Origin of the sequence: Marinomonas posidonica (assembly GCF_043643765.1) — a bacterium.
In the GTDB taxonomy this organism is placed as follows: Bacteria; Pseudomonadota; Gammaproteobacteria; order Pseudomonadales; family Marinomonadaceae; genus Marinomonas; species Marinomonas posidonica_A.
Genome location: NZ_JBHZSP010000010.1, coordinates 148808 through 174715, shown reverse-complemented (window position 1 = coordinate 174715; position 25908 = coordinate 148808). Strand labels below are relative to the sequence as shown.

Below are 25908 nucleotides of genomic sequence, written 5' to 3'. Positions count from 1 at the left end.
GCAGACCGCTTAGAGCAAACGCTTGCGAATATTCACCACAACAATTTCAGCTGCAATAACGACTGCGAAAATGGCCAGTAGAGATAACGCCACTCTGTCCCATTGGAATAAGTTCATCGAATCGTCTAACACCACGCCAATCCCGCCTGCGCCGACTAACCCAAGAACCGCCGACTCACGAACATTAATGTCCCAACGAAACAGTACGATGCTGAAAAAAGATGGTAAGACTTGTGGCCAATAGCCCTTGAGCAAAATGGATAACCAAGAGGCACCAGTGGCTTTCAGTGCTTCAATGGAGCCCATGTTAACTTCTTCGATTGCTTCTCCTAATAGCTTGCCGACAAAGCCAATAGAGCGAAAGGCGATGGCTAATACGCCAGCAATGACACCGGGTCCAAAGATGGAGACAAACAGCAGAGCCCATACCAGAGAGTTAACTGAGCGTGACGAAACCAAGAAGAATCGAGAGATCCAGTGACACCAGGCAGAATTTACGATATTGCTGGCATTCATTAGTGCTAACGGAATCGCAAAGATGAGAGTGATAAGTGTGCCCAGCGTGGCGATGTTGAGCGTTTCAATCATCGCATTGTGAACGGCAACAGGGTAATACGCAAAATCAATTGGCCACATACGCGCAAACATATCGGCCATTTGTTCAGGGGCGTCGAGTAAAAACTCGGGAATCACCTCGACGGATTTAATCGATTGAACAAAGGCTATGATGAGTACCAGATAAACAGCATAGCGAGACAATTTCTGCTTTAGTGTAAAGCGCTGCCAGTGATGATCTATTGTGTTCATAATGTGTATTCCTAGGTCAGGCTAGCGAAAAATGCGACGAACGATGTTGGATAGAAATTCGCCAAACATAATCAGTGCGATGATGACGATCAGGATGGCGGCGACAAAATCATAATCAAAGCGTTGGAAGGCGGAGAAAAGTGTGCCGCCAAGTCCACCAGCACCGACAATTCCGACCATGGTCGAGTTACGTAGATTGGAGTCGAGTTGATAGGTGGAAAAACCAATGAAGCGCGAAAACACCTGTGGCATGACGGAAAATAAAATAATGCTGGTAAAACCTGCCCCAGTCGCTCGGATGGCTTCAACTTGTTTTAGAGAAATCTCTTCAATGGCTTCCGCAAAGAGTTTGGCAATAAAGCCAATAGACGCCACGATCAAGGTTAGAATCCCAGCCAATGCGCCAAATCCCACGCTTTTTACGAACAAGATGGCAATGATCACCGGGTGGAATGTACGACAAAGCGCAATCAACATTCGTACTGGCGTGCTGACCCACGTTGGCATTAGGTTTCGAGCGGCAAATAACCCCAAAAAGAGAGAAAAGAAAATACCAAAAATACTCGAAATAATGGCAATTTCTAAGCTCTCAATAAGACCACTGAGCAACAGCGACCAGCGACTAAAATTTGGCGGAACCATGCGCCCTAAAAGATTGCTAGCATGGCCTAAACCATCGTTAAAACGCTCCCAACTCAAGCCCATAGCCTGAAAAGAGTATACGACATAACAAATAACGACCAGCCAAGTAGCGGTAACAAACCAATTTTGTTTAAAGGGATTGTCTCTGTTCGGTGAGGAGTTTATACCAGCCATGATTCACCTCCATAGATTTTTTTCAGGTGTTCATCAGTGATGTTTTCTGGTGGTCCATCATAGACAACCACGCCATTACTCATGCCAATCATACGTTTGGCAAATCGGCTAGCCAGTTTTACATCATGGATATTAACCAGAGTGGGCAGTTGTTTCTCATCAGAGAATCGTTGTAAAAGTTCCATGATCTCGACGGCCGTTTTTGGATCAAGCGAAGACGTAGGCTCATCCGCCAAGAGAATTCTTGGGTTTTGCATGACGGCTCTGGCAATACCAACTCGTTGGCGTTGACCGCCAGAAAGGCTGTCGGCACGTTTCATAGCGTGCTCACTTAAGCCCACTGCGTCCAATAATTCAAACGCGGTATTAATGTCTTCTTGGCTGAAATTTCGACGCCATGCTTTCCATGCGGACATATAACCAAGACGACCGGTTAGGACATTTTCTATGACGGTCAGTCGCTCAACCAGATTGTACTCTTGGAATACCATGCCGACTTGGCGGCGCAGTTTGCGTAATTGCGAGCCCTTGGCAAGGCAAAGGTCATTGTCGTCAAATAATATTTGTCCGTCAGTAGGGGCAATTAAGCGGTTAATACAGCGCAGTAGGGTGCTTTTACCTGTTCCAGAAGGACCGATGATGGCCACAATTCCAGGCTCAGTAATGTGAATGTCGATGCCTTTTAAAATTGGGTTACCGGCGGTGTATTCTTTTTTTAAACCTCGAATTTCAAGAAAATTTGAGTGCTCAGCGGTGTTATGAGTGACAGACATAGTGTTTCCTAAAGACAAAGAGTGCCGAGCAACCTGATGACTCAGGTTGCTGGTCTTTATGTAAATGGGTATTCAGTTAAAGGCGGTTTACTGGGTTTTGCTGGCAGCGGCTTTTGCTGCTTTGGCTCGTTTAGCCGCCGCTTTAGCCGCATCGGCTTCGGCTAACTGTTTGAGTCCCGCTTTGGTGTAAGCTGTACCTGATGCGTGGGCAATGTCACGGATGACTTGCCATTCTTCTTTGTACGTAACGGGGAAAAAGCGATCAGCGCCTCCAAAGGTTTGCTGCATGTCCGCTGGAAAGCGGAAGGTAAAGAACGCTTTTTTGATTTTTTCAACCAGCTCAGGGTGAAGATCATGAGCATAACCAAAAGAAGAGGTTGGGAATCGAGGGCTGGTATAAATGATACGGAAGTCCTCTTTGTTGATACGTTTGGCATCCACCATGCGTTTAAAAACGTCTGATGCAACTGGAGCTGCTTCATAGTCGCCAGATAACACGCCCATGACAGACTGGTCATGCTTGCCGGAATATTTCACTTCGTAGTCTTTGTCTGGTGTGAGTCCAAGCGCAGGGAAGATGGCTCGTGGTGCTAAGTTACCAGAATTGGAAGAGGCGGATGTGTGCGCGACCACTTTACCTTTTAAATCGGTCATTTTCTTGATGTCGCTGTCTTGGCGTACGATCGTGATCAGGTTATAACCCTGAAAAGACTCTTCGGTTCCTTTTACGGCAATGGGAACTAAGCCTCCTAAATTTACGGCATAACCTGTTGGCCCAGTTGAGAAACCTGCAATGTGCAAGCGACCAGAACGTAACGCCTCGACTTCCGCAGCATTTGAGTGGACTGTGTAATACACCACTTTTTTGCCAGTGACCTCGCTGAGGTATTTTTGGAAATCACTAAAGGCGTCTTTATAGACCGCTGGATCTTCAACTGGAGTATAGGTAAAGACCAGTGTGCTTGGGTCGCGCCATTGGCTTGAGTCTTTTGGCAGATCAGCGACCAGATCGTAGTTTTCGTCACAGAATTTATCGTCCAAAACGCCACGATAGCTACAATCATCCGCTAGGGCTGTGGTGGCACCTAACAGTAATGAGCTTGAGAGCACTAAACCTGTTAATAATTTAATAGGCATTCTTGTTTTCCTCATGATGTATTTTTTATTGTTATCACCGGTCGGGAGGTTCCGTTGTCGGAGATGAGATAACCCCACTTCAATGTCGGGTTAAGTCTTCTACAGCAAAGCCAATGCCAATGTTTAAAAACATAATAAAAACAAAGGCTTGATATTTTTTCATGGTCTCTTTTTATTGGCTTGGGACGCTTTAGTCTCATGACAAAATGTAAAATGGGTCATTCGTGTCCTTCTGATTCGATGGATTTGTATTGTTGTTTATCTAATTGATGTTTTTTCATTTTGCGATACAAGGTTTTGCGTGACATATCCAGCAGCTCAGCCGCCTCATTTAATAAGCCGTTTGTGGCCCTTAAACCTTCTTCAATAATGTGACGCTCAAATTGGTCCATACGTTCTTCATAGCTGCCATTAATGTCGTCCTGTCGTTTGATGGAGGCCAGTGAGGTTTCGCTGATGCCGAGTACGAACCGATCTGCGGCGTTCTTTAATTCACGAACGTTACCAGGCCACTGATGTTGAATTAAATAATCTAGGTAGGACGGAGTAATACCGGGCCGTTCCCGAGCAAAATGTTCAGCGGCTTTTTGTGCATAATGATGAAAAAGCGGCAAAATGTCCTCAGGACGATCCCTGAGAGGCGGAATGGTAAGGCTGGCCACATTGAGTCGATAAAATAAATCCTGACGAAATTTCCCTTCTTCACCGAGTTGCGCCAGATTGTCTTTGCTGGCTGCAATCACAGTGAGCTCAACTGGAATGGGCGTGGTGCTACCGACGCGTTCAATGGTACGTTCTTGCAAGACCCGCAATAATTTGATTTGTACGGGCAGAGGCATAGTTTCGATTTCATCTAAAAATAATGTGCCGCCATTTGCGGCTTCGATCTTGCCAATATGGCGTTTATTGGCTCCGGTGAATGAGCCTGCTTCATGTCCGAAAAGCTCACTTTCAATGAGGCTTTCGCTAATGCCACCACAGTTAATGGCAATAAAACGACCTTTTTTTCGTAGACTGAATTGATGCAAGGCTCTGGCAACGACATCTTTGCCACATCCGGTTTCCCCATAAATAATGGTGTCAACGTTGGCTTGTGCCAAAGAAGAGATATGTTGACGAATGTTTTTGATGGCCGCTGATTCGCCAATAATTAAGTTTTCTAACCCGGTTTGTTTAGCAAGGTTGTGTTTGAGTTTGCGATTTTCTAGGATCAGCTGGCGTTTTTCTGAAGCTCTTTGTAATTGATTAATCAGTTGAGCCGGTTGCAAAGGTTTTTCAAGAAAGTCATAAGCACCTTCCTTCATGGCTTCAATGGCCATTGGAATGTCACCGTGACCGCTCATGAGTAAGACGGGCAGTTCATGATCTAACTGCTGTAAGTGAGCGAGTAAATTCATACCATTCATTTTTGGCATCCTGACATCGCTTAGTACCACAACAGGGCTGTTTTTATCGAGTTGTGAGATGGCTTTGTCTGCTCGGCTGTAACTATCGATTTGGAAGCCTTCAAGCTCCAGCATTTCGGTTAATGCTTCGATAATGGCTTGATCATCGTCGATTATGATTATTTTTATTATGTTTAGCATTTATTGTTCTGCCTTTGCTAATTCTAAGGTGAAGCGACTGCCTATCTCAGGTGTCGATGAGACTCTGATTTGACCGCCAAAGTCTTGGATTATGTTATAGCTAATGGATAAACCGAGTCCGAGTCCTTGTCCTACTTCTTTTTGGGTGAAAAAAGGGTCAAAAATCTGCTCTATTTGATTTTCTTCAATGCCGATGCCGGTATCGCTCACATCAATGAATATCCTATTGCTTTGTTCGTACACTTCGATAGACAGTTGTTTTATCTGAGCACTGGAGAGAGCGTCAACCGCATTACTAATGAGATTGACCATGACTTGTTCTAAACGAATGGGTTCCGCCAAGACAGAAAGAGAAGAGGCGCTAATCTGATAATCAAGCTGGCAACCTTGGTCGGCAATTTGACTCGACATGAGTTCGATGGCATCTCGAATAACGGCATCTAAGCCAACCGGCGTAAGTTCTGTTCCGGCAACACGAGCGAAGGCTTTGAGGTGCTTAGTGATGCGTGTGATTTTGGTGAGTAGTTGGCTGATTTTTTGTAGGCTGGTTTGTGCCTTATCCATTTGGGCTTTTTCCATATGGCGTCCTGCGGTATGCAAATGGCTGGCAATGGCGGTGAGTGGTTGATTGATTTCGTGTGTAATGCCGACGCCAAGCTTGCCTAGTGCTGCGAGCTTACCGGCTTGTACCAATTCGTTTTGAGCGGCTTTTAATTGCGCTTCTGCAGCGACTCTTTCTTCGATTTCAGCGGCGAGCGTTTGATTGGTGTGTTCAACTTGTATGGCTGTTTTCTGAAAGTACTGGAGATCACGAGCCATGCTTGATACTTCGTCATGACCCACAATACGGATTTTAGTGTCCAATTGTGAGCTGGCAATGGCTCGCATATTCTGTTGCAGTTCAATAATGCGTTGCAATACATTGCGACGCACATAAAACCAAGAAATCGCACACGCAATGCTCAGACTAATAAGAGACAGAAGTAGAATGTTACGAATGCTACCATGGATGGATTTGATCGCTCTTTCGAGTGAGCCACGAATACTGGTATTGGTGTTATTCGTGTATTGATTGATTTGTGCCGCTAATTGTTGAATGTGTTGTTGGCTGTTTTCTAAGAGAAAACTTTGCTGGTAGAGCAGATCTAGTTCTTCATTTTTGAGTTGAAAAAGCGGTCCTTGTCTGGAGCTCATTGTGAGTAAGTCGAATAATGATTCCTGCAAGGAAGCTGGCACTTTTGGCAGTACAGAGAGGTATTCTGCTATTTCAGCCCCTAGCTTTTCTAGCCTTAAAAAGGTGTAGTCTAACTCGTTAAAGGACGCATCGTTACTGACTTTTTCAATTAAGCCAGAGAAATAGTAGAGTCGATGTATGACCTCTTCTAACTCAGGAGAAGGGTGAATCTGGTCCATTTGATAAATCGCGTCTTGGAATAACGGAAAGACAAACAAAGAGTGCTTTGCGAGTTCCTGTCTGATTACTTCTCGACGTTCTACACTTTGATTTAACAGCGTTAGGCTGTTGCTAATTTGTGTAATGAGTTCAAGAAAGTAGCGATTGTAATCCGGTAAGTTGCGCATCAACGAATCCATTTCACGGATGGCGGAGCTGAGTTCGCGCATGGCTTTGGCTCTGGCAACGGACGAGTCACTGGTGACGAGCAGTGGTGCTGTGGCAACAATCTGTCGGCTTTTATCGTTTAACCGAGCGGCGGCATCCAATCCGGGAATATCTTGCTGCTTTAACAACAAAAGACGGTCACTGAGTTGCAAATAGGTGTTAGTCGCCATCCCACTTGCCACAATGGTGATAGAAGATATCAAAACAAAAGCTAAAAATAGCCTACCGCCAATACCAATATTACGAAGCCAATAAACGCTGGGAATCCCCATTTATGTACGTCCTATTATTTTTATAATTTATTTACCTAATGAAAGATTGATGCCAACTTCAACACCTTCATTTTATTAGGTTTGGGGTTTATATTGCGGACAAAAATGTCCCATCACAAGTGTTTGCTGTCTTTTGTGATCCTAGTTAGTGTTGATGACGCCAATCAGAGGTGATTGCCGTGAAAGGGCTTTGAGGGGGGGAATTCGTAAAAGGGCTTTTAAGGTTTAACCATAGACTCAAACATCTCGATGTTTTTGATGCGAGATGTTTGTGTCTTAATTAGTCGACCTTAAAGTCGTTGCAATCCCCACAGCAAATACAATCCACCTAAGATGGAGGCGACCATGCCCGCTGGAATCTCTTGTGGATAGAGCCATTGTCTGCCCAACCAATCGGCAAATAACATCAAGAAACTGCCCACTAACGCGGCGGCTATTAGATGCTCTTTCGCGCGATTAAAGCCCAACATACGAGCCAAATGAGGGGCCATTAGACCCACGAAACTGAGAGGTCCAACCACCAATGTAGCGGCGACGGTTAAGCAGGCTGAAATGGCTAACAACACCAATCTTGAACGACTGACTTTTACGCCTAAAGACTGAGCACTGGCTTGGCCTAGGGGTAAAATGTCTAGCCATTTGGTGAATAAAAACACCAAAGAAACCAGCACAAGGGTGAAGACTAAGGTCATCAACAAGGTTTGGTAAGTGACGTAATAGGTAGAACCCGACATCCAAGCGAGGAACTGATAGTTACGCGGGTCGCCACCCGCTAAGATGATGGTTTGAATGGCGTTCATCAACGCGGTAATGGCCACACCGGTTAATAATACGCGTTCTGGTTGGAAGCCCGATTTACGGTTGAGTAGCACAATGATCAACATGCTTAATGCGGCACCGATTAACCCGCTGAGGTACATACCTGCCATACCAGCTGCTAGACCGGTATACAAAGATAGAATCAAACCGATGGCCGTCCCCGAGCTAATACCAATGACCTCTGGGCTGGCCATCGGGTTGCCACTGATGCGTTGAATGATGGTTCCGGCCACCGCCAACATAGCGCCTGCTAGTACTGCAGTTAACAATCTAGGTAAACGCCAATCCAGCATTGACCATTCACCGTTTAATAAGAGCCATTGCCAACCTTGGTTTTGCAGTGACACGGTGGAAAAGAATGCCAAGCCCAACAGTAAGACTGCGGCGGTGAACAGAATGGACTTTTTGCCGAAACGACGAACTTGAGGTGTATGACGTGTCAGTACGGTCTCGGTTTGCGTTTGGTTTTTCATCGACAGCTTGGGCAGCAGCCATAACATCAAAGGGGCGCCTAATGCGGCCGTGGCGGCACCAGTTTGAATGTACATGGGCATGTAACCCGGTAGAGACTGAATTAACAAATCGGTTAGGGTGAGCAGTAAAGCACCAATGACCATCGCCACAATGAGTTTAGGGGCCAATCGACGAACGCCTAGTAAGCGCGTAATTGCTGGGGCGGCTAAGCCAATAAAACCGATCACGCCGACACTCGCTACGACCCATGAAGTGAGCAGAACGGCCAAGCCTAGACAAATAAAGCGTAATTTCGCTAAGGAAACGCCTAAACTTTTCGCGCCCGATTCAGTGAGTTCCAAAAGACTCAGAGGTTTGAGAAAAAGGAAAGCCGCGCCGGTGGCTATGATGACTTTAGGCAATAAATATTGCACATTTTCCCAGCCTGTTTGCACCAGAGAGCCGGCGCCCCAAATCATTAAACCGGAGAGTTTTTCTTCATTGAGAATTAACAGAACCGTACTAAAGGCACCAAAATACAGATTAATCACCAAACCGGTAATCACGACAATGGTGGGTGATAGAGCACGTCGCCATGACAAAGCAAAAACCAATGCCATGGTAATTAAACCGCCCATTAGAGCGACCAGACTGTGCGAAATTTCGATTAACCAAGGGGCGTAAAGAGTGGCTAGCATTAAACCAAAACTGGCCCCTGTGGCGACCCCCAAAGTAGACGGTGAGGCAATAGGATTGCGCAACACTTGCTGCATCAGTACCCCTGCGACCGCCAGTGCGGCACCGCAAATTAAGGTGGTAAAGAGTCGAGGCCACCAGGTTAAAGACAGCTTGATGGAAAGGACAGACTGCCAATCTGTATGGAGAAAACTTTGTAAGGCCAGATTAAATGGCATTTGTGCCGTCAGTTGTAGATAACAGACGGCTAGAACAGTCAGCAGGAGAAGGCTGATGAAGCTAAAGGGGAGAATGCGCATTAGTTTGCCTCCTGTTCTGTCATGGCTTGTGTAATAAGGGTGGCAAAACGAACCGTAGAAGGAATGGCACCAAAGCTCCAAACCGGTTCGATGCGTAATACTGGATGACCTGATTGTTTAATTAGGTACTGCCAGAGCTGATCTTTTTCGAGGTGTTCTTTGGCACCCGCAGGAAGCGGGTCCACGACAACAAATTGCCCTTTAATCTCCAATAAGCTATCAATGCCGACTAGAGCAAAGCCCCATGCATTGGTGTCACCTGGCCAAGCATTCTTGATGCCTAATTGATTCAGCGCGATTTGGAACATGCTGTTTTGACCAAACACCCGCACATGACGAGCGTCCATAAACTGAATGATGAGGAGGTCTGCTTGTGGTTTGGCTGGCAAGGAGGCTTTGAGTTGCTGTAACGTATTTTCCGACCTTGTAATGAGTTGCTGTGCGGCGTCTTCTTTGCCGATGGCCGACGCCATAGTGTTGGTAAAGTCTTGTAGGGCTTGCCAGTTGGCTTTGCCATCGGCATAGATGGAAATGGCGGTAACTGGCGCGATTTTTTCCAGTCTGGCTTGATGATATTGATATGCTGGTGAAACAAAAATATGGTCCGGTTTTAGCTCGGCTAGACGTTCTAAGTTAGGCTGTGTTCTTAGGCCGATGTCTACCGATTCATTGGGAATGCTTGGCTCTTTCACCCAAGCGTTATAAGCCGTCTTCTGAGTAGCGCCAACCGGTGTTACGCCTAAACCTAACAAGGTTTCGGTATGAGACCAGTCTATGGACACTAAGCGTTGTGGCTCAGCATGCAGTGTCCAACTGCTTAGACATAACAACAAGGTTGTCAGTCGAAGACGTTTTATCAAATGAACAATCATGGGAATTCTCACTGAAGTTGAGTGCCTTGGATGTTAGTTTGGCATGGCAACTGGGTAGCCAGCAGGGTGATCGGCAACGTGCATGTCGATGTCGTAAATTTGCTTTAGGTGTTCTTGATTAAACAAATCTTTAACGGTGCCTGCAGCAATTAATTTGCCGCTGTGCAATGCAACAATGTCATCACAAAAGCGCGCGGCCATATTGATGTCATGAATCACAATAATGACGCCAAGGTTGAGTTGCTTGCTGAGCTTTTTGATCAGGTTCAGCATGTCGACCTGATGGGCGATGTCCAAGGCAGAAAGGGGTTCATCCAACAGCAAGTATTCTGAGCGTTGAGCCAATAGCATGGCGAGCCATAAACGTTGGCGTTCACCACCAGATAGGGTATCGACCATGCGATCCGCGTAATCCAATGTGTCGGTTAACTGCATGGCTTCTTCAATAATGGTTTTGTCTTGCTTGGTTAAGCGGCCAAGTAAGCCGTGCCAAGGGTAGCGTCCAAAACCGACTAAATCGCGTCCAGTTAGTGTATCTGTGGAAGGCGTATGCTGGGGAAGGTAGGCGACTTTTTGCGCGAATTTTTTACTGGGCCAAGCGGATAAGGTTTTGTTATCCAATAAAATGTCCCCTTCAGTCGGGGATTGCTGTTGTGCCAACAGCTTCAGTAAAGTCGACTTGCCTGAGCCATTGTGTCCGACCAGAGCATAGATTTTTCCCGCTTCGAATTGCATGGAAAAGTCAGATAAAAGTGAGCGATCACCAACTCGAAACTGCAGATTTTTAGACTCTATCATTCTAGAAAACCAAATAGGGTTGTGTGCGATTTAAGTTTGCGTTAGACAAACTCACATAAGCTTACATTTTATTCTTCCTATTAATAATAATGCAAATCGTTTGCAACACTGTTTATTGAAAGGGGGTAAAAAAACCGATTAATCGTTTGTGTGAGAAGACAATGTCAGGCTTTAGTTTGTATAAAGTGCTTTCTGCGGCGAGTTGATTGGTTGATATTTTGGTCATGCAAATGATCGCCTTCTTGCTTGAAGGCAATCAAGAGGGGTTACACGTTAAAAGGGAGCGAATTGATCCAATTCAACCGTTGGAATTGTCCAGCGTTGGTGGGCTTCTAGTGGGTCAGTTTGGGGTCCAGTTAAAGGCGTTTGCATCCGCTCACCGTACAGCCAAAGTACCATGTTGCTGCGTGTACCACTGGTGATTGGTTGAGCCGCATGCGGCACACTACCAAGGTGCAGCATGGCGGTCCCTGGTTTGAAGGTGAGTCGGTTTGCCGTCCCTTTTTGGCGATCATAAAAATCCACTTCTGAGCCTGTGAAGTGTTCGCCTGGCAGATTCAGGTTGATATTCAAGGTGGCAGCACTGGCATCCGTATGAGGTTGTAATGATGTATCCATACCGGTTTGATATTGGATAGAAAAGCCAAATGTTTGGCTGTCATATCCTACGATTTGAGGGAACAGTAAGCGTGCAATTGGACGCATATATTGATTCATGAGTTCGCGGTAAAAGTGTTGAAAGGCTGGTGCGGCCAGATAACCTTTTGAACGAGGATCAAGCATGGTGCCATGACGATTGAGTGCGATGCCATAGGGTGGGCGAATCGGAATACCGGCTTCGGCCACCGCGTTGAGGTAGTGACGTAGTTCCGCTAATCGTTGGGGGTCAAAGAATTGAGCCAGATAGACATCAGGTGAAACTTCTTCCCATAGCTCTTTTACGGCGATTTCTTGTGTTGGGTCTTGCCACGCTTGTTCGACGGCAGCGCGTAATTTAACGTCTAATAAGTAGGTACCTAATGTAATACTAGGAGCTTCTTCTTGGTCTTCCCATGCTTTCCATGCCGCACTTAAAAGTTGGCTATTACTGTCCCAAAAGTGCTTAGCCGACGGAGCTCGTTGCAGCATGCTCTCTCTGGATGGCAGAGTGAGCGCACGGGCATGTGCTAAAGGGTTGGATGCCATTTGGTTGATCTGGGTGGCAGTCTTGTTCATTTGCCTTATCCTCATACTTTGTTTGGTTAGCAGTGAATGTCACTGTTGATGATGAGGTAAGTGTAATTAGATTAAATTTGTGGATAAACTGGGTGAACACTGAATCACTTTTTTGATTTCGAATATAATTGGTGCGGTTATTCGGTTACTTTTCATGGCTCCCAAATTGGGGGAGTGCCTATTTTTTCTAATAGATAATCAATAAACACTCTTACTTTGGCTGTTAGTACATTGGATTTTGGGTAGACCAGCCATACAGCGCTTTGATCATCAATCTGGTAATCCGGTAGTACTCGTACTAAAGAGCCGTCGACAAGATCCTCATGAATATTCCACAGTGAACTCATGCAAATGCCCAGTCCTGCTTTGGCAGCAATGCGCATGCTAGCACCGTCATCACACACGACTCTTGGTTTAGTATTGGCTGGGGGGAAATTGTAGGTTTGCTGATTTGATTGAGTGATAAGCTTACGAGTTTTTGCGTTCATGAAGACCAATAACTGATGTTGCGTGAGGTCTTCGGGGATTTTTGGTGTGCCGTGAGTCTCTATATATTTGGGGGAGGCACATAATACTCGCGTGTCGCTGGCCAGTCGTCGGCCAATTAAGCTGCTGTCTTCTGCTGCAAGATTGCGTAGGGCAAGATCAAAGCCTCCTTCAATGAGTTTAACCTGACTGTCGGATAGCATGAGCTCAACATTGATGTCAGGGTAGCGCTCTAAGAACTCCGGCAAGATTGGCATGACGTAACGTTGCGCAAAAGTGCTCGACGCAGCAAACCGTAATGTGCCACTTACGTTTGGGTTACCTCGCCCTAGAGCGGCCAGAGCAGATTCTTGCTGAGCGAGTATTTCTTTAGCATAGGGTAAGAATTCTTTGCCTTCGATGGATAGGCTTACTTTTCGAGTGGTGCGGTGAAATAAATCCGCGCCCACTTGTGTTTCCAGTTTCGATAACCAAGCGCTGGCCACAGAAGGCGTTAGTCCTAATTGCTGTCCTGCGGCGCTGATGTTTAGAGTTTCAGCGGCTAAAACAAATAACTTAATGCCATTAGTGTCCATTTATTATCTCCAAAATCAGAATTCTGATTCCATTTATAAAACATTTATCATTTTTTTCCAAAGTATTATGCTGGCCTCATTCAATAGTAAGTGACTGATCCTTACTTATTTATCCATTTGGGAGAGAGGGAAAGTGAACATAACAGCCTCTGTTAACTATCATGTCACCAGTACTCAGCCGCAAGCGTTTTGTTTTGAGGTTGATGGCATTGTTGGCAATCTTGTGACACCTGAGTTAGTGGCAACTCGTGTTGAGGTCAAGGATTGCCGAGATGGTATGAATCAAATCCGCTTTGATGATGAGGGGGTTGCTTTCTTGTTGTCTGAGTCTGTGGTGAGCCATTTTACCGGTGATGATTGGCAAGCTCAGTATGATCAAGAAATTGCCGATTTATTGACTCGTCATATTGGAGCGAAAGAGGTGCTGGTGTTTGATCATACCGTGCGTATTGATGCGCAAGACGCTGATCGTAAGCCTGCTCGAAATGTTCATAATGATTTTAGCGCTAAAGGCGCTCAGCAGCGATTGATTGATTTGTTGGGACAGAAGCGGGCAGAAGACTATCAGCAAGGTCAATTTGGCTTTGTGAATGTATGGCGGCCATTAGTTCAGTCTATTACTAGCTCGCCGCTGGGTTTTATCCGTCCTACTTCGATGGCCGCGGAAGATTGGATGACCATTGAATTGATTTACCCAGATCGACAAGGGCAGATTCTAGGTGTTGCTGAAAACCCGGATCATGAGTGGTTCTATCTGTCGAACATGACGCCTGATGAAGTGGCCATTTTTAATGTATATGACAACCGGCATCGACCTCATCTCGCACACAGTGCTTTAGATGTTGTCGGCCAAGAGGCAACGACGCCCAGAAAAAGTATCGAAACGCGCACGTTAGTGCGATACAGCTAGTTCAGATTTTGATGAATAGGAATAAACAATGAAAAAGACCATTTTAATTACTGGCGCAACGGATGGTATCGGTTTTGAAACAGCGAAAAAGCTCGCTGCACAAGATCACTCACTTCTTCTTCATGGTCGAAGTGCGGGTAAATTGCAGCAAGTGAAAGAGGCTTTGTTGGAGCAATTCCCTCAGGCTAAATTGGACATTTTTTTAGCGGATTTATCAGGCCTTGATCAGGCTATCGCATTAGCTAACCAGGTTAAGGCAAAGTATTCGTCGATTGATGTGCTGATTAACAACGCGGGCGTATATAAAGTGCCCAAAGCGATGACGGAAAACGGGCTCGATGTTCGTTTTGTTGTGAATACACTGGCACCCTATGTCTTGACCAAGGCTTTATTGCCATTAATGGGGGCAAAGAGTCGAGTGGTTAATTTGTCTTCGGCAGCGCAAGCGTCTGTTAACTTGGAAGCCTTACTGGGTCGTGTGCCAATGTCTGACAGTGAGGCTTATGCACAAAGTAAGTTGGCAATCACTATGTGGAGTTTTCAGCTTGCTAACGCCATGGAAAGTGATGCGACAGCCATTATTGCGGTTAATCCTGCGTCGTTTTTGGGGAGCAAAATGGTGAAGCAGGCGTATGGATCAGATGGCAAAGATCTGGGCATTGGTGCAAATATTCTTATTCGTGCAGCGTTGAGTGATGAGTTTGCTGATTGCACGGGACGTTATTTTGACAACGACATTGGGCGTTGGGCGCAACCTCATCCTGATGCGTTAAATAAAGGAAAAAGTGACGCCTTAGTGAATGTTATGGATGAGCTATTAGGCCAGTTTGGTATTCAGCTTTAAGTTATGTTTTGTTGGTGATGCCTATAACGTTTTGAAAAATGGATAGGGATGTAAAACATTAGAATCCAGAACTTTGGATAATGACCCAAAAAGGTCTAGAGCATTCAGCCAGAGTGAAAGTGTTTTTTGATTTTATGGAAGGGAAAAAGGTAAGTGCATGCTTGTTTACTCATGCCAAAATACCTGATCTCTCAGTAAAAACGAAAGCTTAGAAGAGATATTCATACCATTCTTAACTGGGAAAATTTGAATTATCTCTACTTATAACATGAGGATAGACATTACTGACGAGTAGATTAGGGTGAAAAATGACACTATCCTGATAAAAGCGAAAAGAAGTGCTGAGTGTTTGATTTATAACGCTGAGCCATTTTGCTAGAATAGCGCTCAAACTTTTCACGCTTTGATAAATGGTTTTCTGGCTTTTGGCCTATGGCAAGCTGCATAACAGACAGAGCTTAGACTTAACTTTATTTTTTTGCGCTTCTTCTGACGATAAGAAGGCGGCAAAATAGGAATTTGGATACATGGCAAACGCCGATTTTATTAATGAAGTAAACAAGCGTCGTACTTTTGCGATCATATCCCACCCTGATGCGGGTAAAACCACCATTACTGAGAAAGTGTTGTTGTTTGGACGTGCGATTCAGTCGGCAGGAACGGTAAAAGGTCGCGGTTCTAAGCAACATGCGAAATCCGATTGGATGGACATGGAGAAAGAGCGTGGTATCTCGATAACAACGTCTGTTATGCAGTTTCCATACAACGATTGTTTAGTGAATCTACTGGATACACCAGGACACGAAGACTTCTCGGAAGATACCTATCGTACTTTAACCGCTGTCGATTCCTGTTTGATGGTTATTGATGCGGCAAAAGGGGTCGAGGATCGTACCCGTAAATTGATGGAAGTTACCCGTTTACGTGATACACCAATTGTCACCTTTATGAACAAATTGGACCGTGATATTCGCGATCCAATGGAAGTCTTGGATGAAGTGGAAAGCGAGCTTAACATCATGTGTGCGCCGATTACTTGGCCGATTGGTTGTGGTAAAGAGTTCAAAGGTGTGTATCACATTCATCGTGATGAAACGATTTTGTATTCAACGGGTCAAGGCCATACCATTCAGGAATTACGAGTGGTGAAAGGTTTGAATAACCCAGATTTGGATGCCGCAGTGGGTGACGAATTGGCTGAGCAGCTTCGTGAAGAGCTTGAGTTGGTCATGGGGGCGTCAAATGAATTTGACCATGAGTTGTTTATGGAAGGTGAATTGACCCCTGTCTATTTTGGTACGGCATTGGGTAACTTTGGTGTGGATCATATGTTGGATGGTTTGACGAAGTGGGCACCTGCGCCATTGCCTCGTCAGACTACTGAGCGTCAAGTCGAAGCGAAAGATGAGAAGTTCTCAGGCTTTGTGTTTAAGATTCAGGCGAATATGGATCCGAAACACCGCGATCGCATTGCCTTTATGCGGATTGTTTCAGGTACTTATAAACAGGGCATGAAGATGAATCATGTTCGTATCGGTAAGAATATTAGTATTTCCGATGCGGTGACCTTTATGGCTGGGGATCGATCGCGTGCTGAAGAGGCCTTTGCAGGTGACATCATTGGTTTGCATAACCACGGAACCATCCAGATTGGTGACACTTTTACACAAGGTGAAAATCTGAAGTTTTCTGGTATTCCAAACTTTGCACCAGAGCTATTTCGTCGTATTCGTTTGAAGGACCCTCTGAAACAGAAACAGTTACTAAAAGGTTTGGTTCAGTTATCCGAAGAGGGGGCTGTGCAGGTATTTCGCCCGTTGCAAAACAATGATTTGATTGTTGGTGCGGTTGGTGTGTTGCAGTTTGATGTGGTCGTGGCGCGTTTAAAAGCGGAATACAATGTGGAAGCCATTTATGAGTCGGTTAATGTGGCGACGGCTCGTTGGGTTGACTGTGAAGATGGTAAAAAGTTGGAAGAGTTTAAGCGTAAGAATCAGGTTAATTTGGCATTAGATGGTGGCGATAACTTATCTTATATTGCGCCAACTATGGTCAATTTGAGTCTAGCGCAAGAGCGTTTCCCGGATGTTATCTTCCGTGCAACCCGAGAGCATTGATCAATACTTGACTAAATTACTAGGTTAAGCGGATAATTCGGTCATTCGTAACAGTATTATATGGTGTCATAATGAGTGTGGTTGAATCGGTTGATCCAATTGAATTTACAGAAGCGGCCGCGGCGAAACTAAAGTCTTTGATTGAAGAGGAAGAAAATGAGCGTTTGATGTTACGTGTTTACGTAACTGGTGGTGGTTGTTCTGGCTTTCAATATGGCTTTACTTTTGATGAAGAGCATCAAGAGAATGATACAGAGGTGGTAAGAGATGGTGTGACCTTAGTGGTTGATCCATTGAGCTTCCAATATCTTGTGGGTTCAGAAGTCGATTATAAAGAGAACTTAGAAGGTTCTCGCTTTACGGTACAAAACCCTAATGCCACTTCAACTTGTGGTTGCGGTGCGAGTTTTAGTATTTAAGTAGAGTGGTCGTGACTTGTTCAAAGAGGTCTTCACGTAAGTGAGGGCCTTTTTTTTATGGCTCAAAAAAACAAAGAGTGAGGGTTCTTGTTAGGCTTTGGTATACAGGTTGTTGGCTCGTCGAGCTCGCTCTTCATCACTTACGATGCTGCTGTCGAGTGGCTTGTGGTGGCCGATGAAGACCAAGCCAATTCGCTGATCCCCCAATATGGCTGGAGTGAGCACTCGATTTTTTGCTTTCCATATTCTTAACCCGTGAATGGCAGGAGGTATGGCGTCTTCTTCTAGCTTACTTTGATTAACTTGAGCGTAAAGGGGCGATAATTGATCAGCTTCACCATCTTGATCTAATAAAATGTGATGGTGGGTTACCTGTTGCTCAATAAACTCGGGTGGATAGGGTGTGTTGAGCGTTGGTAAGCGGGTCTCTTTCGGCAAGTTATAGAAAAAACTGGGCACTTCTGGAGAACCTTGGTGTGGTGAAATTAGCAGCGTCATTTCCGTGGCGAGGCCATAAGCTGGCTTCACAGGAATGTGGAAAATTAATTGTTTGGCGGGAGGGTGTTGCCGAACTTCAGGGGCACCGTAACCGGCTTGAGAGTTAGGTCTGCTCATACCGGTTGGCGGGACCTGCAAGAATAATTTCCAATCTTTTTGATCCAAATCCAGCTCTTCAGGCGAATATACCTGTATGTTGGATTGAATCAAATATCCTAAAACGTGCTCTAGTAGGTTGGCAAAAATACTGGAAGAGGCTGTTAATGACTCTTTAATGTCACTGTCTACATGAATTTCTTTCACTTGGTGGGCAGCACTGCTGAGGTCAACAGAGTCTTTATTGCTCACAAACAGACGTGGCTTGCTTCTGGCAAGAAATTTCCTGTCAGTCTGTTTGGTGCTTGCTCTGTTCAATGCCTCGATAAATAGCATGATGCGGCTCCTTTGATCGCTGTGCAATGTTATCGACCATTTTTACAAAGAGTTTAGTGGTAGAGGCTATTTTTAAAAAGTTAATAGTGTTATGACTGAAAAACTATATCAAATGGTGGTGTTGGCTGGGGGATGAATATGGAGGGAGACGCTTAGCCTACTTCCCTGTAGGCATGGCGAATTTTGGCTTAGCGCAGTAAGTTTGAGAGCTTAGGGTTTGGCTCTAAGGCTGCGCGGTAAAAAAGTGCGACCTTGCCGATCACTTGTACTGTTTCACTTTTCATCACTTTGCTGATTTCTGCAATTAACGCATTGCGTATATCACGATCTGTGATGCTGATACGGATTTTGATTAGTTCATGATCTTCAAGTGCTCTGTCTATTTCAGTTAGTACAGCTTCAGTTAGACCGTTACCAGCGATCATTACCACAGGATTAAGGCTGTGGCCGATTAAACGGTACTGCTTTTTTTGGGCGTTTGTCAGACTCATAGTAAATTTTTCTCATCTTAGTTGACCCTCTTTATTGGAGGCTTTAGAGGTTAAGCGATATTATAGCGGAATATTGATTGATTTAGGTATGATGAAAACGTGGCAAGATCAAAAAGTAGTAACAATTGGATGAAGGAACATTTTGACGATCCATATGTCAAAAAGTCCCAACAAGATGGCTATCGCTCTAGGGCGAGTTATAAGCTGATTGAAATCAACGATAAAGATAAGCTGATTCGCCCAGGGATGAGTGTGGTGGATCTCGGTGCGGCGCCTGGTGGTTGGTCGCAAATCGCGGCAAAATTAATTGGCGATAAGGGAACCATAGTCGCGTCTGATATTTTGGAAATGGCCCCACTGCCTGGTGTGCGCTTTGTTCAGGGGGATTTTACTGAGCAAGAAGTGTACGAAGCCATCTTGTCAGAGATTGGTGATCAAAAAGCGGATCTTGTAATTTCGGATATGGCCCCCAATATGAGTGGAAACAGTTCTTCTGATCAGCCTCAGGCTATGTATCTAGTGGAACTCGCCTTGGATATGGCGGCTCATGTGTTGCGTCCTGGTGGTAACTTTTTAGTAAAAGTGTTCCAAGGAGAGGGCTTTGAAGAATACTTGAAAGCCATGCGAGAGCAATTTGGCTCTGTTGTAACGCGAAAACCGGATGCTTCTCGGGCGCGAAGTCGTGAAGTTTACTTATTAGGAAGACAATATAAGGGTTAATGGGCAATGTTCTGGTATGATAGCCAGTAACATTTAAAACTAACCGTTAAGAGGTGTGCTCTTGAACGATATGCTAAAAAATATTCTGTTATGGTTGGTCATTGCGGCTGTACTGTTAACAGTTTTTAACAATTTTAATACCACGTCAGAAACGAATCGAATTTCATATTCTGAGTTTGTTAAAGAAGTACAAGATGGCCGGATCGCGAAAGTGATTGTTGACGGTTATACCATTAGTGGTACGCGTTCAAATGGCGACAGTTTTGATACCGTTCGTCCTGCTGCGTCCGATCCTAAATTGATGGATGACTTGCTGAATAAAAATGTGGTTGTTGAAGGTCGTATGCCGGAACAACAGAGCATTTGGACTCAATTGTTGGTGGCGAGCTTCCCTATTCTTCTTATTCTTGCCATCTTTATGTTCTTTATGCGTCAAATGCAAGGTGGCGGCGGTGGCAAAGGCGGTCCAATGTCCTTTGGTAAGTCAAAAGCACGTCTGCTTCCAGAAGATCAAATTAAGACCACCTTTGCTGATGTTGCTGGTTGTGATGAAGCTAAGGAAGACACTGAAGAATTGGTAGACTTCCTTCGTGAGCCAAGCAAATTTCAACGTTTAGGCGGTAAGATTCCACGCGGTATCTTGATGTGTGGACCACCGGGTACGGGTAAAACTCTGTTGGCGAAAGCCATTGCTGGTGAAGCGAAAGTGCCTTTCTTCACTATTTCTGGTTCAGATTTCGTTGAAATGTTTGTCGGTGTGGGGGCGTCACGTGTTCGTGACATGTTCGAACAAGCCAAAAAACACGCACCTTGCATTATCTTTATTGACGAAATCGATGCCGTAGGTCGTAACCGTGGCTCAGGTATGGGTGGTGGTAATGATGAGCGTGAGCAAACCTTGAACCAGTTGTTGGTTGAGATGGACGGGTTTGAAGGTAACGAGGGTATTATCGTTATCGCTGCGACGAACCGTCCAGATGTATTGGACCCAGCTTTGTTGCGTCCGGGTCGTTTTGACCGTCAAGTAACGGTTGGTTTGCCGGATATTCGTGGCCGTGAGCAAATTCTAAAAGTGCATTTGCGTAAAGTGCCGTGTGATGATGATGTTGAGCCAAAAAACATTGCTCGTGGTACACCCGGTTTCTCTGGTGCCGATTTGGCAAACTTGGTCAATGAAGCTGCTCTGTTTGCGGCACGTTCGAACCGTCGTTTAGTTAATATGGAACAGCTTGAGCTCGCTAAGGATAAAATCCTAATGGGTGCTGAGCGTAAGACCATGGTGATGAATAACGAAGAGAAGCTCAACACGGCTTATCATGAAGCGGGCCATACTATTATTGGTTACCTCATGCCGGAACATGATCCTGTTTACAAGGTGTCTATTATTCCTCGTGGCCGTGCTTTGGGTGTGACTATGTACTTGCCTGAAGACGATAAATACAGTGTCAGTAAGCGTGGTTTAGAGAGCCAGGTTTGCAGTCTTTATGGCGGCCGTATTGCCGAAGAAATGATCCATGGTTTTGATGGTGTTTCGACTGGTGCGTCAAATGACATCGAGCGAGCAACCAGTATCGCTCGTAACATGGTGACCAAGTGGGGGTTGTCTGAAAAACTTGGACCTTTTGCTTACGAAGAAGATGATAATTCTGGTGGTTACATTTCTGGTCCGACTGGAAGTAAGGCCAATTACTTCTCGCCTGAGACAGGAAAAGTCATCGATGCAGAGGTGCAAGATATTATTAATCGCTGTTATGAAAAGGCGACGAAAATTTTGCATGAAAACCGCAGTAAGCTGGATGTGATGGCTGAAGCATTAATGCAATATGAAACCATTGATGCTAAGCAAATCAAAGAAATTATGGATGGAAAAAAACCATCTGCGCCAGACGGTTGGTCAGATCCTAGTGCAGATTCGCCAAACAGTGGTGAAGAAAAAACAGCACCGGAAGAGTCTGCCGAAGAGACGCTGGAAGCCGATGATGTGGATGGTGTATCTGGAGAAGCTTCGCGACCTGCAGGTGAGTAATTTCAAACCATTTTGATATGGATGTTTCATGTCGTTAATGTCATTTGGGGGCAAGTCGTTAGACTTGTCCCTTCCTCATGTAATGGGCATTCTGAATGTCACTCCGGATTCATTTTCGGATGGCGGTGCCTTCAACTCTCTTGATTCTGCCTTGCGTCAAACGGAACGAATGATTCGTGAGGGCGCCAGTATGATCGATGTCGGTGGTGAATCGACGCGGCCAGGTGCAGCCCCAGTTTCCTGCCAGCAAGAGCTTGATCGAGTTGTTCCTATTGTAGATGCCATAAAATCCCGTTTTGATGTCATTGTGTCGGTAGACACCAGTACGCCTGAAGTGATGTTGCAGTCCGCTAAGTTGGGTGCTGGGTTGATTAATGATGTTAGAGCATTAGAGCGTGATGGGGCTTTGCAGGCAGCGGCTCAGACGAAACTGCCAGTGTGTTTGATGCACATGAAAGGTATGCCGCGAACCATGCAAGAGCAACCTGATTATCAGTCTGTTGTGTCTGAGGTGTCTGATTATTTGTTAAGTCGAGTGTCGGCCTGTCAGTCAGTGGGGATGGACTCGGCGAACATTTTGCTGGACCCAGGTATTGGTTTTGGTAAGGCGTTATCACACAATTTATTGTTGTTGCAGTCTACGGAGCACTTTAAGCGACTTGGTTTTGAAGTGTTGATAGGGGTGTCTCGTAAAACTATGATCGGAGATGTCTTAGGGCTTCCTGTCGAAGAGCGCTTATATGGTACTATGGGGGCAAATGCTTCGGCCTATGCTCGTGGCGCAAGGATATTTAGGGTTCACGATGTTAGGTCTCATGTCGAAATGTTGACACTAATGTCACGTATTGAGAGAGAGAAATAATGCGTAAGTATTTTGGTACAGATGGTATTCGTGGCAAGGTTGGTACAACACCGATAACACCGGAATTTATGTTGAAGCTTGGTTGGGCTGCTGGCCAGGTATTCAAGGAAAAAGACAAGAAAATATTAATCGGTAAAGATACGCGAATTTCTGGTTATATGTTTGAGTCAGCGTTGGAGTCCGGAATTGTTGCTGCGGGTGCCGATGTTAGATTGGTTGGCCCTATGCCAACGCCTGCGATTGCATATCTTACGCGAACCTTTCGTGCCAGTGCAGGGATTGTGATTAGTGCCTCTCATAACCCTTTTTATGACAACGGAATTAAGTTTTTTTCTGCTGAAGGTGGCAAGGTTTCTGATGAAATCGAAGAGCGCATTGAATATTATTTAGATCAACCAATGGAAGTGGTTGAATCCAGCTTAATTGGACGCGCGCGCCGCATTGATGATGCTGCGGGTCGTTATATTGAATATTGTAAAGGTACCTTTCCAATTGGCTTGCAGTTAAGTGGTTTAAAAATCGTTGTGGATTGTGCTGATGGTGCTACTTATCATGTTGCGCCACGAGTTTTTTCCGAGTTGGGGGCCGATGTGGTTTCCATCGGTGCTAACCCTGATGGGTTGAATATCAATGAATTCAGTGGTGCGACTAAGCCTGAGTTGTTACGCAAAAATGTATTGGCTGAAAATGCAGATATCGGTATCGCTTTAGATGGCGATGGTGATCGCTTAATCTTAGTGGATCGTCACGGTGTGGTGCGTGATGGCGATGATATTTTATACATTATCGCCAATCATCTTATGAGTACTGGGCGTTTCAGTGGTGGCGTGGTTGGAACCCTCATGAGTAACTTTGGTTTGGAGTTGGCGTTCTCTGAAACGGGTATTGGCTTTAGTCGAGCAGCGGTCGGTGACCGTTACGTGAACGAAAAGCTAATGCAGCACGGCTGGGTGCTGGGTGGCGAGCCTTCAGGTCATATTGTCTGCCGATCTATTACGACAACCGGTGATGGTATTGTTGCGGCATTGCAAGTGTTACAAGCAATGGTGGAGAAAGGTAAGGCACTGGATGAGCTGCTTACTGGGCTTGTGAAGTTCCCACAGAAATTGAAAAATATTCGAGTGGCGGAGCGCTTTGTTCCAAATGAAGAACCGGCGTTACAGAAAGCCATTGCGGTGGCGAATGAGAGATTAAATGGTCTAGGGCGTGTGTTGTTGAGAGCGTCTGGGACCGAACCGTTGATTCGAGTTATGGTGGAAGGCCGTGACGATGAGACAGTAGACGAATTGGTTGATTATTTGGTGGAAGAGGTTAATGCCGTTGTGGCCGCGAAGCAATCTGCTTAATAAAACGTCAACTTAATGATTGGAATAAAAATAAATACTTGAAACCAACAGAGGCTTTCCATAGAATGAGCGCCTCGAATTTAAGGGCTAGATTATGATTCGACAAAAAATAGTAGCTGGTAATTGGAAAATGAATGGTTCGAAAGCGTCAGTTTCGGACTTGGTTAACGGTCTATTAGAGATATCAGAATCTAGCGCTGAAGTGGTTGTTACTCCCCCATTTCCTTTTCTTTCTCAGGTTGCGGAGATGATTGCTCCACGTAATGAGTTGGTACTGGCTGCACAAAACCTTAGTCAGTATGAAAAAGGCGCTTATACGGGGGAAGTGTCGGCTGCGATGTTGACAGACTTTAAAGTGACTTATGTCTTGGTTGGCCATTCAGAGCGTCGCTCTTTGTATGGTGAAACAGATGACGTGGTTGCTGAAAAAGTGAAGGTTGCCCTGTCGGCAGGTTTGAAACCTATTTTATGTATCGGTGAAACGCTGGAAGAGCGCGAAGCTGGACAGACTTTGTTTGTTTGTGAACGTCAAGTTGCTGCGGTAATCGATGTGGTTGGCATTCAGGCATTTGATAATATCGTTATTGCTTATGAGCCAGTTTGGGCGATTGGTACTGGATTATCGGCCAGTGCACAACAAGCGCAAGATGTGCATCAAGCAATTAGAGCCAATTTGGCGAGCTTATCTACACCGGTTTCTGAGAAAGTTCAGATTCTTTATGGTGGTAGTGTTAAAGCCTCAACCAGTGCAGAGCTATTTACCATGCCTGATGTTGATGGTGCCCTTGTGGGTGGCGCATCTTTGGATGCAAAAGAATTCTTAGACATAGTTAAAGCAGCAGGTTAATTGATGGAAGCGCTTATTTTAGTTTTTCATGTTCTCGCCGCAATTGCGATTATTGCATTGGTGTTATTGCAGCAAGGTAAAGGCGCAGATGCTGGTGCTTCATTCGGTGGTGGTGCCTCTCAAACCGTATTTGGAAGTCAGGGCGGTGGTAGCTTCTTTGGTAAGCTGACCGGTGTTTTTGCTTTGGTTTTCTTTATTACCAGTTTTGGTTTAGCGTTTTACGCTAGTGAACAGGCTAAGAGCGTCTCTGGTGCTCTAGATTCACTGCCTTCAGCCTCTCAAGTATCTGAAGACACAGTTGAATTGCCTGCTCTAGGAGAGGAGAAAAAAGCGTCATCTGACCTTCCTGTAACGGAATAAGGGCGCTTTGATATAAGGTTTTGCCGATGTGGTGGAATTGGTAGACACGCCATCTTGAGGGGGTGGTGGCCTACGGCTGTGCCGGTTCGAGTCCGGCCATCGGCACCAATCTTGAACTGACGTCATATTTTCTGTATGATGTCAGCTATTAACACAGAGTTTTTTGGGACTCTGCTAATAGTCCGGATTGACGGCCTTCTTTTGCGAGAAGGAGACTTGCGACAATTTGATTGTTGCAGGTACTGAGAGCCCCTTTATGGGGTTTTTTGTTATCTGAACTGCATAAATGGGCCTTGAGCCCGTTTTTTGTTTCTGCGTTTTGCAAACGCGATATTCGGAGAAAGCGATTGTCAGCTAAATTTACGATTTTAGAGGAACTTGTCCGCCCAGTAGTTGAAGGCTTGGGGTTCGAGTTTTGGGGAATGGAGTATTTATCGCAAGGTAAAGACTCTGTGCTGCGTATCTTTATTGAAACAGATGCTGAGAAAGGGATTGATGTCGAAGACTGTGCTCGTGTGAGCCGTCAGGTAAGTTCTATTTTAGATGTTGAAGATCCGATCACAGGTGAATATCACCTTGAGGTTTCTTCACCTGGTTTAGATCGACCATTATTTTCTTTGGCTCAATATCAAGCATATGTTGGCTCAATTGTGTCTTTACGTTTGCGAGTGCCATTTGATGGGCGTCGCAAATTTAAAGGACAGTTAGTGGGCGTCGAGAACGATGACATAGTCGTTCGTGTTGACCAAGAAGAATACTTATTGCCAATTGATCTGATCGATAAAGGCAATGTTGTTCCACAATTTTAAAA

24 protein-coding genes and 1 tRNA gene are annotated in these 25908 nt (G+C 45.2%); 12 read left to right on the top strand and 13 right to left on the bottom strand.

All coding sequences use genetic code 11. The annotated features are described in order from the left end of the window. Positions 1–9: 9 nt before the first annotated feature. From phnE (ACHUFM_RS12920) to ACHUFM_RS12870, 11 genes are all read right to left on the bottom strand, one after another. Complete coding sequence (gene phnE / locus ACHUFM_RS12920) at positions 10–807, bottom strand: phosphonate ABC transporter, permease protein PhnE (protein WP_394182630.1); 798 nt, start codon at positions 805–807, stop codon at positions 10–12. 21 nt (positions 808–828) lie between these two features. After that, complete coding sequence (phnE, locus tag ACHUFM_RS12915; protein ID WP_394182629.1) at positions 829–1623, bottom strand: phosphonate ABC transporter, permease protein PhnE; 795 nt, start codon at positions 1621–1623, stop codon at positions 829–831. Further along, entirely contained in the window at positions 1611–2396 is a 786-nt protein-coding gene (gene phnC / locus ACHUFM_RS12910) for a phosphonate ABC transporter ATP-binding protein (protein ID WP_394182628.1), read from the bottom strand. Before phnC ends, phnE (ACHUFM_RS12915) begins: the two co-directional genes overlap by 13 nt. An 87-nt stretch (positions 2397–2483) precedes the next feature. Next, positions 2484–3533, bottom strand: coding sequence for a phosphate/phosphite/phosphonate ABC transporter substrate-binding protein (gene phnD / locus ACHUFM_RS12905; RefSeq protein WP_394182627.1), 1050 nt, complete (start codon positions 3531–3533; stop codon positions 2484–2486). A 218-nt stretch (positions 3534–3751) separates the two neighbouring features. Next, positions 3752–5119, bottom strand: a complete 1368-nt coding sequence (locus ACHUFM_RS12900) for a sigma-54-dependent transcriptional regulator (RefSeq protein ID WP_394182626.1) — start codon at positions 5117–5119, stop codon at positions 3752–3754. Beyond that, the gene (locus ACHUFM_RS12895) at positions 5120–7012 is read right to left on the bottom strand and encodes an ATP-binding protein (protein ID WP_394182625.1); all 1893 of its coding nucleotides are present in this window, start codon (positions 7010–7012) and stop codon (positions 5120–5122) included. It lies immediately after the preceding gene. A 290-nt stretch (positions 7013–7302) separates the two neighbouring features. Then, positions 7303–9279 carry a Fe(3+)-hydroxamate ABC transporter permease FhuB gene (gene fhuB / locus ACHUFM_RS12890; RefSeq protein ID WP_394182624.1) on the bottom strand — a complete coding sequence of 659 codons (1977 nt, stop codon included), beginning with the start codon at positions 9277–9279 and terminating at the stop codon, positions 7303–7305. Continuing rightward, positions 9279–10151, bottom strand: coding sequence for an ABC transporter substrate-binding protein (locus ACHUFM_RS12885; RefSeq protein WP_394182623.1), 873 nt, complete (start codon positions 10149–10151; stop codon positions 9279–9281). The genes fhuB and ACHUFM_RS12885 overlap by 1 nt, the downstream gene beginning before the upstream one ends. A 33-nt stretch (positions 10152–10184) precedes the next feature. Continuing rightward, positions 10185–10949 carry an ABC transporter ATP-binding protein gene (locus ACHUFM_RS12880; protein WP_394182622.1) on the bottom strand — a complete coding sequence of 255 codons (765 nt, stop codon included), beginning with the start codon at positions 10947–10949 and terminating at the stop codon, positions 10185–10187. 273 nt (positions 10950–11222) lie between these two features. Then, positions 11223–12164, bottom strand: a complete 942-nt coding sequence (locus ACHUFM_RS12875) for a 2OG-Fe(II) oxygenase family protein (protein ID WP_394182621.1) — start codon at positions 12162–12164, stop codon at positions 11223–11225. 152 nt (positions 12165–12316) lie between these two features. After that, positions 12317–13225, bottom strand: coding sequence for a LysR family transcriptional regulator (locus tag ACHUFM_RS12870; RefSeq protein WP_394182620.1), 909 nt, complete (start codon positions 13223–13225; stop codon positions 12317–12319). A 133-nt stretch (positions 13226–13358) separates the two neighbouring features. Here ACHUFM_RS12870 and ACHUFM_RS12865 point away from each other — a divergent pair, with 133 nt between their 5' ends. The 4 genes from ACHUFM_RS12865 to erpA all read left to right on the top strand — a co-directional run bounded on the left by ACHUFM_RS12865 (position 13359) and on the right by erpA (position 17515). After that, the gene (locus tag ACHUFM_RS12865; protein ID WP_394182619.1) at positions 13359–14135 is read left to right on the top strand and encodes a CmcJ/NvfI family oxidoreductase; all 777 of its coding nucleotides are present in this window, start codon (positions 13359–13361) and stop codon (positions 14133–14135) included. Positions 14136–14163: 28 nt separating this feature from the next. Then, positions 14164–14979 carry an SDR family NAD(P)-dependent oxidoreductase gene (locus ACHUFM_RS12860; protein ID WP_394182618.1) on the top strand — a complete coding sequence of 272 codons (816 nt, stop codon included), beginning with the start codon at positions 14164–14166 and terminating at the stop codon, positions 14977–14979. Between the two features lie 527 nt (positions 14980–15506). Then, a complete protein-coding gene (prfC, locus tag ACHUFM_RS12855; protein ID WP_394182617.1) occupies positions 15507–17096 on the top strand; it encodes a peptide chain release factor 3 in 1590 nt (529 codons plus the stop codon). 71 nt (positions 17097–17167) lie between these two features. Continuing rightward, a complete protein-coding gene (gene erpA / locus ACHUFM_RS12850) occupies positions 17168–17515 on the top strand; it encodes an iron-sulfur cluster insertion protein ErpA (protein WP_394182616.1) in 348 nt (115 codons plus the stop codon). Positions 17516–17605: 90 nt separating this feature from the next. Here the strand turns inward: erpA and ACHUFM_RS12845 are convergent, their stop codons facing one another. Both ACHUFM_RS12845 and ACHUFM_RS12840 read right to left on the bottom strand, forming a co-directional pair. Then, entirely contained in the window at positions 17606–18445 is an 840-nt protein-coding gene (locus tag ACHUFM_RS12845) for a hypothetical protein (protein ID WP_394182615.1), read from the bottom strand. A gap of 188 nt (positions 18446–18633) precedes the next feature. Further along, positions 18634–18936 carry a YhbY family RNA-binding protein gene (locus tag ACHUFM_RS12840; RefSeq protein ID WP_394182614.1) on the bottom strand — a complete coding sequence of 101 codons (303 nt, stop codon included), beginning with the start codon at positions 18934–18936 and terminating at the stop codon, positions 18634–18636. Between the two features lie 99 nt (positions 18937–19035). Between ACHUFM_RS12840 and rlmE the strand changes: the two genes are divergently transcribed. From rlmE to rimP, 8 genes are all read left to right on the top strand, one after another. Next, complete coding sequence (gene rlmE / locus ACHUFM_RS12835) at positions 19036–19656, top strand: 23S rRNA (uridine(2552)-2'-O)-methyltransferase RlmE (RefSeq protein ID WP_394182613.1); 621 nt, start codon at positions 19036–19038, stop codon at positions 19654–19656. A gap of 70 nt (positions 19657–19726) precedes the next feature. Continuing rightward, positions 19727–21682 carry an ATP-dependent zinc metalloprotease FtsH gene (ftsH, locus tag ACHUFM_RS12830; RefSeq protein WP_394182643.1) on the top strand — a complete coding sequence of 652 codons (1956 nt, stop codon included), beginning with the start codon at positions 19727–19729 and terminating at the stop codon, positions 21680–21682. A gap of 28 nt (positions 21683–21710) precedes the next feature. Continuing rightward, the gene (folP, locus tag ACHUFM_RS12825) at positions 21711–22544 is read left to right on the top strand and encodes a dihydropteroate synthase (protein WP_394182612.1); all 834 of its coding nucleotides are present in this window, start codon (positions 21711–21713) and stop codon (positions 22542–22544) included. Then, a complete protein-coding gene (gene glmM, locus ACHUFM_RS12820; RefSeq protein ID WP_394182611.1) occupies positions 22544–23890 on the top strand; it encodes a phosphoglucosamine mutase in 1347 nt (448 codons plus the stop codon). The genes folP and glmM overlap by 1 nt, the downstream gene beginning before the upstream one ends. 94 nt (positions 23891–23984) lie before the next feature. Then, on the top strand, positions 23985–24737 hold the full coding sequence (gene tpiA, locus ACHUFM_RS12815; protein ID WP_394182610.1) for a triose-phosphate isomerase: 753 nt from the start codon (positions 23985–23987) through the stop codon (positions 24735–24737). Between the two features lie 3 nt (positions 24738–24740). Continuing rightward, on the top strand, positions 24741–25097 hold the full coding sequence (gene secG / locus ACHUFM_RS12810; protein ID WP_394182609.1) for a preprotein translocase subunit SecG: 357 nt from the start codon (positions 24741–24743) through the stop codon (positions 25095–25097). Between the two features lie 22 nt (positions 25098–25119). Further along, positions 25120–25205: transfer RNA gene (locus ACHUFM_RS12805), tRNA-Leu, on the top strand. Between the two features lie 239 nt (positions 25206–25444). Further along, positions 25445–25906: a ribosome maturation factor RimP gene (rimP, locus tag ACHUFM_RS12800; RefSeq protein WP_394182608.1), complete on the top strand. Its 462-nt coding sequence runs from the start codon at positions 25445–25447 to the stop codon at positions 25904–25906. The last annotated feature ends 2 nt before the right edge of the window (positions 25907–25908 follow it).